This window comes from Flavihumibacter stibioxidans, assembly GCF_014332695.1.
Classification (GTDB): Bacteria; Bacteroidota; Bacteroidia; order Chitinophagales; family Chitinophagaceae; genus Flavihumibacter; species Flavihumibacter stibioxidans.
The window spans coordinates 365,396-377,730 of record NZ_MBUA01000012.1; the positions used below are offsets into that span (position 1 = coordinate 365,396).

Annotated in this window: 12 protein-coding genes; 3 read left to right on the plus strand and 9 right to left on the minus strand. The window is 46.5% G+C overall.

The features are described 5' to 3' along the window. Positions 1 to 7: 7 nt before the first annotated feature. From BC349_RS08730 to BC349_RS08760, 7 genes are all read right to left on the minus strand, one after another. On the minus strand, positions 8 to 499 hold the full coding sequence (locus BC349_RS08730; protein ID WP_187256363.1) for an acyltransferase: 492 nt from the start codon (positions 497 to 499) through the stop codon (positions 8 to 10). Next, positions 496 to 1,725 carry an ABC transporter ATP-binding protein gene (locus BC349_RS08735; protein WP_187256364.1) on the minus strand — a complete coding sequence of 410 codons (1,230 nt, stop codon included), beginning with the start codon at positions 1,723 to 1,725 and terminating at the stop codon, positions 496 to 498. The genes BC349_RS08730 and BC349_RS08735 overlap by 4 nt, the downstream gene beginning before the upstream one ends. A gap of 38 nt (positions 1,726 to 1,763) precedes the next feature. Further along, positions 1,764 to 2,636, minus strand: coding sequence for an ABC transporter permease (locus BC349_RS08740; protein WP_187256365.1), 873 nt, complete (start codon positions 2,634 to 2,636; stop codon positions 1,764 to 1,766). Between the two features lie 44 nt (positions 2,637 to 2,680). Then, positions 2,681 to 5,032 carry a GumC family protein gene (locus BC349_RS08745; protein WP_187256366.1) on the minus strand — a complete coding sequence of 784 codons (2,352 nt, stop codon included), beginning with the start codon at positions 5,030 to 5,032 and terminating at the stop codon, positions 2,681 to 2,683. Positions 5,033 to 5,044: 12 nt separating this feature from the next. Continuing rightward, positions 5,045 to 5,848, minus strand: a complete 804-nt coding sequence (locus tag BC349_RS08750) for a polysaccharide biosynthesis/export family protein (protein ID WP_187256367.1) — start codon at positions 5,846 to 5,848, stop codon at positions 5,045 to 5,047. 56 nt (positions 5,849 to 5,904) lie between these two features. Next, complete coding sequence (locus tag BC349_RS08755; RefSeq protein WP_343063675.1) at positions 5,905 to 6,417, minus strand: UpxY family transcription antiterminator; 513 nt, start codon at positions 6,415 to 6,417, stop codon at positions 5,905 to 5,907. A 419-nt stretch (positions 6,418 to 6,836) separates the two neighbouring features. Continuing rightward, positions 6,837 to 7,337 (minus strand): acyltransferase, encoded by a 501-nt coding sequence (locus tag BC349_RS08760; RefSeq protein ID WP_187256369.1) that lies wholly within the window; start codon positions 7,335 to 7,337, stop codon positions 6,837 to 6,839. A 158-nt stretch (positions 7,338 to 7,495) separates the two neighbouring features. Here BC349_RS08760 and BC349_RS08765 point away from each other — a divergent pair, with 158 nt between their 5' ends. From BC349_RS08765 to BC349_RS08775, 3 genes are all read left to right on the plus strand, one after another. Further along, a complete protein-coding gene (locus BC349_RS08765; RefSeq protein WP_246456865.1) occupies positions 7,496 to 8,659 on the plus strand; it encodes an acyltransferase family protein in 1,164 nt (387 codons plus the stop codon). A gap of 273 nt (positions 8,660 to 8,932) precedes the next feature. Continuing rightward, on the plus strand, positions 8,933 to 9,451 hold the full coding sequence (locus BC349_RS08770) for a hypothetical protein (protein ID WP_187256370.1): 519 nt from the start codon (positions 8,933 to 8,935) through the stop codon (positions 9,449 to 9,451). Between the two features lie 4 nt (positions 9,452 to 9,455). Beyond that, positions 9,456 to 9,794, plus strand: coding sequence for a helix-turn-helix transcriptional regulator (locus BC349_RS08775; protein ID WP_187256371.1), 339 nt, complete (start codon positions 9,456 to 9,458; stop codon positions 9,792 to 9,794). Between the two features lie 152 nt (positions 9,795 to 9,946). Here the strand turns inward: BC349_RS08775 and BC349_RS19965 are convergent, their stop codons facing one another. Next, on the minus strand, positions 9,947 to 10,786 hold the full coding sequence (locus tag BC349_RS19965) for a nucleotidyltransferase family protein (protein ID WP_246456866.1): 840 nt from the start codon (positions 10,784 to 10,786) through the stop codon (positions 9,947 to 9,949). Between the two features lie 19 nt (positions 10,787 to 10,805). Further along, entirely contained in the window at positions 10,806 to 12,272 is a 1,467-nt protein-coding gene (locus tag BC349_RS08785; RefSeq protein WP_187256372.1) for a RapZ C-terminal domain-containing protein, read from the minus strand. Positions 12,273 to 12,335: the final 63 nt, after the last annotated feature.

Genomic DNA, 12,335 nt, shown 5'->3' on the forward strand with positions numbered 1-12,335 from the left:
GTATAATTTATCTTTCGATTGCCTTGATTTTTTTTGCCGGGCTACCTACATAAACAGCATTTGCTTCTAAATCACGATTTACAAAAGAATTAGCGCCAATCACTACATTATCACCAATTGTAATACCAGGAACAATAACACAATGTGCGCCAATCCAAACATTCGAACCAATAATTATTTTTTGGTGAATATTTTCATCATTAAATAGAGTCGAATTTGTATTATGGGTCGTTGATGTTATTGCACAATGAGATGCAATCATAACATTATCCCCTATTTCAATGCCACCGCCAGCCCAGATGTGAACAAATGCGTTTATTACTACATTGTCACCAACTTTAATCTTTTCCGGAAAGCCAATAAATACTGGATGATATAATTTGAAGTTCCTGCCTTTTTGAATAGGTCCAATTTGATAATTTATTTTTGATTGTAGATAATTATCAAATATTCGATAAAGGAACTTTTGTGCAATTGACTTAAACTTCATAACAATCATACTTCCAAATTAATACTAATATGCCCGGTCAATTTTCTGGAATATTGTTCCCCGAATTGATTTTCGTTTAATATTTCAAAAACGCCCAATGGCATTATATCGCGCTTCAATAGTGTCGTTTCAATGTAAATACCAGCACTATACATACCAGGTAATAAGGGTACGTTTACCAGTCTACCTTTTATCACAATTACAGCACCATGTTCATTCCTATTCTCAACATACTCACCCCTTAAGTCAACAACACATACTCTTTCCCCGAATTCACTTTCAAGAACTAATTTTAAATCCTTTACATTGCCTGCCAAATTTGATGAAATCTTTAATACAAATTCAATCTTTTCAAATTGTCGGATATTCTCTGTCAGTTTAAACTCCTCAAGGACAGTATTTTCATCTATCTCAATATTATTTTGGGTAATCAATGAATTGTTGGCACTTAACTTTAAATAGTGTTTAATGATACTTTCAGTATCTCCGCTATCAACAAGTTTCCCATTCAATAATAAAATCCCCTTATTACATAGCTGCTGAATTGAAGCCATATTATGACTTACAAACAGAACAGTCCTTCCTTCTCCTTTGCTCACATCACCCATTTTCCCTAAACATTTGCTTTGAAACTCGGCATCCCCTACTGCCAGCACCTCATCGACAACCAGGATTTCACTTTCAAGATGTGCTGCCACAGCAAATGCCAAGCGCACATACATTCCTGAAGAATATCTCTTTACTGGCGTATCCAGGTATCTTTCCACCCCGGCAAAATCAACGATCTCGTCAAAGCGTTTTTTTATCTCATGCTTCCGCATACCCAGGATGGCCCCATTCAGGAAAATATTTTCCCTGCCCGTCAATTCAGGGTGAAAACCCGTCCCCACTTCGAGCAAGCTGGCAATTCTTCCCCTTACTTTTATTGATCCGGTTGTAGGCGTGGTTACCCTGCTCAGCAATTTCAATAGCGTACTCTTCCCCGCTCCGTTTCTCCCGATAATCCCTACCGCATCTCCCTGGTTGATCTCAAAGTTGATATCCCTCAAACTCCAGACTATATTACTTTCACCCTTCATGGTGCGGTCATTGGTCTCGCCAATTTTCAGGAATGGATCCTCTTTTCCACGAAACCGATACCAGGCTCTTTCAATGTCCTGGGAAAGTGTTCCGGTACTAAACTCACCCAACTGGTAAGCCTTTGAAATATTTTCAGCCTTTATAGCAACAGGCATTTAAATTGATTTGAATGAAAAAATAACTACCTGTCTGATCAGACAGTATCCACAAAATTCTTCTCCACCTTATTAAAAATGATCAGTCCGGCAATGAAAACAATTACAGACATTATAATACTATATCCGAAAGCCTGTCCATAAAACTGGCCGGTGCCCAGGAAACCATGCCGGAAAGTTTCAATCAGGCCGGTCAGCGGGTTTAATTCAATCAGGTAACGATGTTTTTCCGGAACCGAGGACAGAGGGTAGATCACTGGAGTTGCATACATGATCAACTGCACTCCGAAAGCTACCAAAAATGCAAGGTCCCGGTACTTAGTGGTCAATGCAGTAACGATCAGCCCCCAGCCCAGGCCCTGCATGGCCATTAAAAGGATAATTACCGGAAACAACAGAATATAATAATTGGTATTAAGGATTAGGCCATCCACTTTATACCAGGCCAACATGAGTAAAAATAGCAGGAACTGCACGCTGAACTTAACCAGGTTGGAGATAACAATGCTTAAAGGCATGATCAGCCTGGGAAAATATACCTTCCCGAAAATACTGGCATTGTCCCTGAAAACCGTACTGGTTTTGGTGAGGCATTCCGAAAAATAATTCCAAGCAACAGTACCGGTAAGGTAAAAAAGCGGAGGAGGAACACCTTCGGTACTGATACCTGCCATCCGTCCAAACACAAAAGTAAAAATGATGGTGGTAAAAATGGGCTGAATAAAAAACCATAAGGGGCCAAAAATGGTTTGCTTATAAAACGCCACAAAGTCGCGCCTGACCAATAACAGGAGAAGGTCACGGTATTGCCATACATCCCGCAAATGCAAATTGAACAAACTGTTTTGCGGCCGGATCTCCAAATCCCAATTTTCTTCCGCAACTACTTTTTCCGTTAAAATTTCCGTCATACTATACTATTTCTGCCGATACAAAGGCGGCCAGGAATCCTTGTTTAGCCCCAGAATTTCCACCAGGGTTTGTGCACTTCTGGTTCAAAATATTCATTACCCCGGCCATAACCATAACCATAGCCATAATGATAAGTTCCGTAACTGTAATAAGAGGCTTTTTCATCGATATCATTCACCAGCAATGCCATTTTTGGTAATTTCTCTTCGCGATACAGGTCTTCAATAAAATGCAATTGTTTTTTGAGGGTATAATTCAATCTCACTACATATAAACTGCAGCTTGCATATTTACTCAATATCTGGGCATCACTTACGAGGCCTACAGGAGCCGTGTCCATTACAATCGCGTCAAATTCACGGGAAAGATACCGGAAGAGTTGGTCCACTTTTGGGTCACTCAGCATTTCACCCGGATTGGGAGGAATAGCGCCGCATGGAATGACAAATAAATTCTCTACCCCCGGAACAGAAATTGGTAAAGATTCGGCCTTAAAATTTCCTACCAGGTAATTGGTAAATCCTTCACTCCTTTTCAATCCCAGGTTGCTAATGATCTTAGGCTTCCTGAGATCGAATTCCAGGATAACAGTTTTCCTTCCTGAAATTGCCAATGCAGCGGCAAGATTAATGGTAATAAATGATTTACCCTCTCCGCTGAAAGTGGAAGTGGTCATGATAACCGGAGTGCCCTCAACATTATTAAGCAGATATTGTAAATTACTCCGTAACATACGGAACTGTTCCGATACGGCATTGCGTGAATTGGGCCTGACAACAAGGGTTTCCCCTGCTTTCGAATGCCCGATCTCACCCAGGATTGGGGCATCTGTCATCTTTTCAATTTCTTTTCGGCTGCCGATTTTATCATCCAGCAACTCACGCAGGTAAATCAATGCGGTAGGTACTAACAAGCCAAGAAATAATGCGATGGTCTGGATATTTTTACGATCAGGCTTGACCGGTGTACTGCTGGCAATCGGCGAGTCGATCAGTTTGGAATTGGAAATGGTAGAGGCCAGGGAAATCGCGGTTTCCTCACGCTTTTGCAGGAGGTACAAATACAAAGCTTCCTTTATCCCCTGCTGTCGTTTGATTTCCAGCAATTCCTTCTCTTTTAAGGGCATGGAAGTTATACTGGACTTAAAGGATTCGCTTTTTGACCTCAGGTTTTTCCTGGTAAGGTCAGTTGAACTAAATATTGTGCGGAGGTTTTCATTCAAATCCAGACGAAGTTTGTTTAACTGCTGGTCCAGGATTTTAATGGTAGGGTTCTCTGCAGTGGTTGTTTTTAGTTCCGCTTCCCGCTTTAATTGCAAGGTATTGTATTCAGCAACTAATTGGCCCAATGCTGGCTCATCTATTCCCAGTGTGGTCGGAACCACATTAAAATCATTTTTTGAATTTTCGAGGTAAGACCGCAGGAAATTGATAACATTTAAACGAACCTCGAGATCGGTCAATTGCCTATCCAGCGTGGATATTTCACCTAAATAATTATCAGACTGGGATTCAATATTGATCAGATTATTTTTTTGCTTAAAGCTTTGAAGGTCTTTCTCCACATCACCTAGTTCCCGGGTAATGATTCCAAGGCGATCGTTGATGAAATTATTGGTGCGGGAAGCGATCTGGTTTTTATCTTCCACGCTAGCCTCCTGGTATTCTACCACCAATTGACGTAGGATTTCCTTCCCCAATTCGGTATGAATTCCATTATAGGACAGTTGCAACAGGTTGGATTCGTCCTTCACTTTGGCAATATTCAAGCCGCCTTTCACCAGCCACAAAGCTGATTCCAGCGGTTCCCACACCAGCAGGTATTCCTCGTTCTGCAATTCCTTTGTTCCAGGAAGGCTATCAACCCTTTTTATAATATAGGTATCGTTTCCTACCTGAAAAGGGGCATTATAGTTGTACTTCTTGCCCTGGTCATCGTTCAGAAAGAACTCATGCTCATTCAGAGGTGTCAGCTTTAGGTTTATACTTCTTGAACTGTCGGACTTCTTAATAATTTCGAAGCTAAAAGGTGAGTACGGATAGATCAGGGTGGTTTTCACATTTCCAATGGCGTAGTACCTGGTTTGAAGGTTCATGGCACCTGCAACCCGCCTGGCCATATTTCTTGATTTCAGGATCTCTATTTCATCTACCAGGTTATCTCCTTTTTTAAAGAAGAACATGTCTTCAAATTTATCTCCTCCGCCGCCATTGCCTTCGCTTTTGACCAGCAAGGTTGCATTGGCATTGTATATGGGTACATTATACCTGAGGTACAGGAATGCCGAACCAAGTGCCAAAGCCAGGGAGAGTAAATACCAGGGCCAAAACCTCAGGTAATACAATAGAAACTCCCTGAGCGAAAATGAGAAATCAGCTGATCTTGTATTCGACATACAGAAAAATGGTTATCGTGTAATTAATGTTACCAATAGGGTAACTACTGAAATAATACTTGTACCGATGGCAATATTACGCATCAGGACCTGCTCACTGCCAGTTGGCTTTTTACGGGTTGGCTCCACATAAACCAGGTCGTTTTGTTGAAGGTAAAAATAGGGCGATTTATAAACTTCAGCTTTTTGAAGGTCAATCCTGGTGTAAACCCTTTTGCCATTTTCTTCCCTGACCAGCAAAATATTATCCCTGCGGGAAAAAGGCGTCAGATCACCTGCAAATCCGATTGCATCAAGGATCGACATCTTTTGATCAGGCATTTCAATTATGCCTGGTTTGGTAACTTCTCCCAAAACTGAGATTCTGGCATTAGTGAACCTTACAGTTACGTAAGGACTCTGCAGGTATTTCATCAGTTTTTCTTTTATTGTCTCAGCCAATTGAAGCTTGGAAAGTCCCTCTGCCTTAATCAAACCAATGTTGTGAAAATAAATTTCACCCCTTTTATCCACCTGATATCCTCGCCCCATAGAAGCCATGATAGCGCCACCCCCTCCCCCACTTGCTCCCCCGCCCCCTCCTTGCTGCGGCTGGTTGAATATTTCGGTAGCTTCTTTGCTATCGCTATATACCAGAATGGTAAGAAGGTCCCCTTGCTGAATCTTCATTTCAGGAACATCCACCAAAGGGTCTTTCAGGGAATCGATCCCCTGAAGAATCAATCTTTGCTCATGATTTTTCTTACTCGCCCCACATCCCACTAACAAAAAAAGTGCAGTTAGAAATGCTGCACCCTGAATAAGTTTTTTCAACATGCTGTATGGTTGGAAATATGAGAAATGTTTTTTCATTTTTGTTTGCCAGACCCACATCAGGATTTTACAATTACCTTTTCCTTCTCCATCTGCGCTACCAGTTTGAACCCCAGACTGTCGATCCTTACTTCTACCCATTTTTTATCGGCAGATAAGATGGTGCCCTCATTTTCCATGAAGGCGCCCGAAGTGATAATTACTTTGTCCCCCGGTTTTGGTTCCAATACCTGAATCACTTTTACATCAGTGTGCTCCCCCAGAAAACGCTTGATACGGGCTATCTCTTCCGCTTTCAATTTGGCAGGTTTCCCTAACCAATATACATAATTCACCACTCCATCCACATACCTTACTTCTGTCTTCTGGTTCTCCGCAATATGAACAAACAGGTAACTCTTAAACAAAGGTTCTTCAATTACCTTGTACCGATCACTCCACTTCCTGCGCACTTTATTCAAGGGACAATAACTTTCCACTCCCCTGCGAAGCATGAGCTCGTGCACTTTCTTTTCCCACCTTGGTTTGGTATACAATGCATACCAGGTTTTCGGCTTCAACTCAGTACTCACAACAAATGGTTTTAAAGGTTCCTTACTGGGCATAGCTTCGCTTCCTCAGTCACAGCCGAGTTTTTTTTCACCATCCTCCGGCAAAAGCCATTATCATGCCAGACCTTTCAATTTACGATTGATTATCAATAAATTAATCAGGAAATTGATTGGCCATAAAAAAATCAACAAGACCTTTTCCACCAGGTCAGCACTCCTTGTTTGCTACTACCAGTCGCCCTAAAATTATCCAGTACAACCAAAAAAAGAGTCGAAGGCAAGGGCAGCACTTACAATGCTGCCGATGCCTTCGACTTATATATAATACAATACACTATATTTCGCTAACAAGGTCAGCTCTTCACTCACAGGAATTCAATTTAAGGGTCCGCGAAAGATGCCAGGTACCTCATCTCCCAAGCCGCAAATATAGGGGAAAACTACTTTGTATTGCTGCCGGTATTCTCACCCCTCTCATCCACTTTACCCACTTGCCTTGCAGGGTTACCTACCACCAGCGCATAGGGCGGCACATCCCTGGTTACCACCGCCCCCGCCCCCACCAGGGCATAAGCCCCAATGGTCACCCCGCAAATGATGGTGGCATTGGCGCCAATACTGGCCCCACGCTCCACCCGCGTAGGCTTAAACTCGTCCTTACGCTCAATAAAGGCCCGGGGATTGATCACATTCGTAAAAACAACCGATGGCCCGATAAACACATCCCGCTCCAGGGTTACGCCATTGTATAAGGATACATTGTTCTGAATCTTGCAGCCATCCCCCACCACCACATTGTTGTCAATGAACACGTTCTGCCCGATAATACAACGTTCCCCCACCACGGCGCCGGGCATCAGGTGGCAAAAATGCCAGATCCTGGTGCCTTCCCCGATACGGGCCCCGGCATCTACCACCGAACTGGGATCTATATAGGTCATGGTGTTGTTTCCGCGAAGATATGTATTGTGTTGGTCCGCAGCGGCCCCTGAGTATAGGTTAAGGCCGGGATAAAGCCTTGAAGAAGCCGGGATAAAGCCGAGATGAACGAAGGATGATTTCCGGAAATATCCTAAATTAAGCCCCTAAACCAATTGCTTTGAGTACTAGTAGCAACCAACGATTCTACTCCCTCGACGTTTTCCGGGGAGCTACCGTGGCCTTCATGATCATGGTGAACAACCCCGGCTCCTGGAGCCATATCTTCTCCCCCCTGAAACACGCCAGCTGGCACGGGGTTACCCCCACCGACCTGGTTTTCCCCTTCTTCCTCTTCGCGGTCGGCAACGCCCTGGCCTTCGTGATGCCGAAAATGCAGGCCATGGACCGCAGCGCCGCCCTGACCAAAATCCTGAAACGTGGCTTCCTGATCTTCCTGATCGGCATTCTCCTGAACTGGTTCCCGTTCATTCGCTGGGAGGACGGCGAACTGGTGGGTAAATCCTTCTCCTCCCTCCGCATCTTCGGCGTACTGCAACGCATCGCCCTGGCTTATACTTTCGGCGCCCTGATGGTCTATTTCTTCAAGGCCCGCAGCTCTTTCTACCTGGCCACCCTCCTGCTCCTGGGCTACTGGGTGATCACAGTCATGGCCGGCGACCCCGCCGATCCTTTCAGCCTTGAGGGCTTCTGGGGTACCCACCTCGACCGCGCCTTGCTGGGCGACGGACATATTTACAAGGGCGAAGGCGTTCCTTTTGATCCGGAGGGACTCGCCAGCACCATCCCCTCCATCGCCCAGGTGATCTTCGGGTTTTTAGTGGGGGATTATATCCAGCAGAAGGGCAAAACGGCCGAAATGGTGGCCAACCTCTTCGTGGCAGGCTTCGTGTTGTGGCTGGCGGGCATGGCCTGGGACCTCTCCTTCCCGATTAACAAAAAGATCTGGTCGAGCTCCTTCGTGCTTTATACCTGCGGACTGGCCACGATGGTCCTGGCTACACTGATCCAACTGATCGAATTCCGCGGCTGGAAGGGCCGGGCGGCCAAATTCTTCGACGTGTTCGGCAAAAACCCATTGTTCATCTACCTTCTGAGCGGACTGGTACCCAAATCCCTGGCCCTGATCCGCATTCCGAACGGACTCAACGCCGAGGGACAACCGAAGTTTACCAGTCCCCTCCCCTGGTTCTACGAACATATCTGCAAACCCATCAGCGACAAACCCGAGAACGGCTCCCTGCTCTATGCCGTCATCCTGATCATCTTCTTCTGGTCCATCGCCTGGTGGATGGATAAGAAGAAGTGGTATGTGAAGGTGTAGGGGAAGGTTTCTGACATCTAGAATTACGGAATTCATTAATGCCAGATGTCAGACACCTTGGAGCCTGGGAATGGCGTCTGACGTTTAGGGTCAATGAATTCACCTATCGCAAACGTCAGACGCCCGAACCCAAGGTCAGACGCCTGGGATCCACCACACAGTTCCTATATCCAAATACCGTTTTTTAACCCTTGTAAAAACCGGGGGAGATGCTTTACTTTAAAAAGTATTCAACATGGTTAATGATGCTTAATCAACTTATAAGTTGATTTTATGAAAATTGTTTCTATTTTTGCTGATCGGCTTTTTGCTTTCCAATATGAGGGCTCTGAGGAGAACGAGTTGGACCGGTTATTGGAATTATGGAGTAATCCTGGTTTTTTATATGCATTTCTGACCAAAAACAGGCAGGACTTACCCAAAGATTTAGATTGGCGTAGTATGGCGGAACAGCTATTAGATAGTGTTGACATGTTACAGGATTTGCTGATTCAGATTCACGAAAACCCGGAAATATCCCTGGATCAGTTTTTTGTCCCACTCGTAAACCTAGAGTCTGCACCAAAAGTTCTTTCGCTTAGAAAACGAAGAATATCCTATTTACGACTATATGCTTTAAGAATAGATTCGGATTGTTTTGTGATAACTGGGGGAACCATAAAATTAACCCACTTAATGCAGGAACGAATTCACACAACTGAGGAGTTGTATAAACTGCAAAAAGCCAGAGATTATTTGAAATCAAAAGGCGTGTTTGACAATGATTCATTTTTTGAATTCCTAAGTGAATAATACCATGGCTAATAAAGAAAAATTCATAACGCTGGTCTCAAAAGAGACAACAAACAGCATCGGCCGCATGAAAGCCAGGAAAGACAACAGGATATTCCTGCGAATGTCGCAATTGCTTGCATTGGATATTTTGAAACGATTGGATGAGTTGAATTGGACCCAAAAGCAATTGGCAGAAAGGATGGCAGTAAGTCCCCAGTTGGTTAGCAAATGGGTTCGCGGCACTGAAAATTTCACCCTGGAAACTTTAATGACCCTTGAATTGGCCCTGGGCATAACGCTCATCGTTCGGGCCGAATCTCATGCAAATACCCAGGTGTCTGACGTCTCCCCTGGCGTCTGACGTTTGGCATCCACGGAATGGCGTCTGACGTTTGGACCATGGGTATGGCGTCTGACGTTTGGACCCACGGTATGGCGTCTGACGTTTGGGATCCACGGTATTCAGTAATACTAAACGTCAGACGCCTGAACCCAACGTCAGACACCTGAACCTCACCCAAACATCCTCTCCGCCTCCGCCACACTTTCCGGCTTGCCTACGTCCACAAACTTATCGCCGCTGTGGTCAAAGCCCATAATCCTGTGTTCGGTGGCAAGGTCGAGGTAGGTGTCGATAAGCGAGAATTTGCCGGTTTGGCGGATATATCGAAATACAGAGGGATCATATACAACCACGGTGCTGTAGGCCTTTGGCGTGTAGCCCGCGAAGGGCAGGCTGAGATCGGGTTTGGCAGGATCTGCGGTACGGGGACCGTTGGCGATGGCATTGATATCATCCGCCATGCAGGGCGCATCGCGGCGCAGCATGCCTGCCTGCCCCGGAAACCGGTAATCCCCCGTTTTGGTATTGACCCAGCCGCGCAGGCGACTGTCCTCATCGAAGAGCAGGTAACGCGAGGTCCGACGACCGGTTACCCCGAAACTGACCAGTGCTTCCTGCTGCTCATGGAAAGCCACCAGCCTGTTCAGGTCAAGATCAGTGAGCACATCGGCATTGATGCTCACAAAGGGCTCCGGCGCTTTGCCATAGGCGCCGCCTTCCAGCAATAGCCGCGCTTTCAGCAGCCCACCGCCGGTTTCCAGCACCTCCTCCCGCTCATCGCTGATGAGCACCCGGCTTCCCCAGCCATGGTTTTCCTGCACGGCCGCTATGACCTGGTCCGCAAAATGATGCACATTCACCACCACTTCGTTTATGCCAAACCGTTGGAGGTATTCGATATTGCGCTGCAGCAGCGACTTGCCGTTTACCATCGCCAGCGCCTTGGGATGCTGATCCGTCCAGGGCTTAAAACGCGTGCCGAGTCCGGCTGCGAAGATGATTGCTTTCATGATGAATGGGACTTTGTGATTATCCGTTTACCCACGCTTTTGATTCCTGCTCTATATGTAACAGCTCGATTTTCACCCCGAATTTGTTGCGGAGATGACGGGCCAGGGCATCAGCCGCATACACGGAACGATGCTGTCCGCCCGTGCAGCCGAAATTCACCTGCAGGCTCGCAAAGCCGCGTTTGATAAAATCCGCTACGGTGATATCCACCAGGTCAAACACGCTGTTCAGGAAATCGGGCATGGCCGTCCGCTGCTCCAGGAAATCCTTCACGGCTTTGTCGCGCCCGGTTTGCGTTTTGAACTCGGGTAACCGGCCCGGATTGAGGATGCCCCGGCAATCAAATACAAATCCACCCCCGTTTTCCGAAGGATCATGGGGTATGCCCTTGCGGTAGGAAAAACTGTGGATATGCACCACCAGCGGCGTGCTGTCATCAGCCCGCAGCGGCTCGAAACGATTGATCACTTCATCGCTCGTACAAAACTGCAGGCAACGATCAAATTCCGGCACGGCGATGCCCATCTTACGGTTACCCGTAAACGCTTTCAGGTTTCTCAGCGCCAGCGGTATGCTGGTGAGAAACTGCGCCTTGCGCTGGAAGAACCCGCGGAACCCATAGGCCCCCAGCACCTGCAGCAGTCGGATCAGCACGTAACCGTTGTACTGTGCCGTGAACAGCGCTGCATCCAGCGGTTGCGACAGGTGTCTGCCGGCTTCACCGATATAATAATCGAGCAGGCTGTTTTTCCATTCCTCGGGCAGGTCGGCCCTCGCCTGCCACAGCAGGGAGGCCACATCGTATTGCAACGCGCCCAGCATGCCCCCCTGGTAATCGATGAAATGAACCTGATCATCCTTCACCATGATATTGCGGCTCTGGAAATCGCGGAACATGAAATGCTTGTTCTCCGTATGGGTCAGGTAGGTGCTGAGCGCTTCGAAGTCATCTAGCAGCGCCTGCTTGTCATAGGGAAACTTGAGGGTGTCGAGAAAATAATACTTAAAATAGAGCAGGTCGCTCAGGATGGCCTGCTTGCCGAATTCATGCGCCGTGAGGCAATAGCCGTAATCAATGTTTTCTCCCCCTTTTATCTGCAGGTGCGCCAGCTTTGCCAGGCTCTGCTGAAACAGCGAATATACATAGTCGTTATAGCCGTGCTGCTCCAGCAGGTTCAGCAGGGAGGTGTCGCCGAAATCCTCCTGGAAATAGATATCTCCGGCGGTATTCACTTTTAATACGTTGGCTACGGGGCATCCGGCCGAGCGGAGCGATTCCGTGAACGCCATAAAGGTTTGGTTTTCTTTCAGGTGCGGATTGTAAGTGGCAATGGCGGTGGCAGTGGCACCCGTTGCGGATGCTTCGCCCGTTACCCTGAAATACATCCGGTCACTTCCGCTCTGCGGCAGTTTTGTTACTTCCGCCGCCTTTTTGCCCCTGGTGTCGAACCACAGGTCTGTTATCTGTTGAATAATCTGTTCCATAATTGATTAGCGCCAAATATAAGGATTGTTGCCCCACCTGCTCACCCTTCGCCCCTACAGCCC

Coding starts and splice junctions, on each gene's coding strand:
- BC349_RS08760 (WP_187256369.1), bottom strand. CDS start 7,337: ATGACCTATATAGATCCCAGTTCGGTGGTAGATGCCGGGGCCCGTATC.
- BC349_RS08730 (WP_187256363.1), bottom strand. CDS start 499: ATGATTGTTATGAAGTTTAAGTCAATTGCACAAAAGTTCCTTTATCGA.
- BC349_RS08770 (WP_187256370.1), top strand. CDS start 8,933: ATGAAAATTGTTTCTATTTTTGCTGATCGGCTTTTTGCTTTCCAATAT.
- BC349_RS08745 (WP_187256366.1), bottom strand. CDS start 5,032: ATGTCGAATACAAGATCAGCTGATTTCTCATTTTCGCTCAGGGAGTTT.
- BC349_RS19965 (WP_246456866.1), bottom strand. CDS start 10,786: ATGAAAGCAATCATCTTCGCAGCCGGACTCGGCACGCGTTTTAAGCCC.
- BC349_RS08775 (WP_187256371.1), top strand. CDS start 9,456: ATGGCTAATAAAGAAAAATTCATAACGCTGGTCTCAAAAGAGACAACA.
- BC349_RS08740 (WP_187256365.1), bottom strand. CDS start 2,636: ATGACGGAAATTTTAACGGAAAAAGTAGTTGCGGAAGAAAATTGGGAT.
- BC349_RS08735 (WP_187256364.1), bottom strand. CDS start 1,725: ATGCCTGTTGCTATAAAGGCTGAAAATATTTCAAAGGCTTACCAGTTG.
- BC349_RS08750 (WP_187256367.1), bottom strand. CDS start 5,848: ATGTTGAAAAAACTTATTCAGGGTGCAGCATTTCTAACTGCACTTTTT.
- BC349_RS08785 (WP_187256372.1), bottom strand. CDS start 12,272: ATGGAACAGATTATTCAACAGATAACAGACCTGTGGTTCGACACCAGG.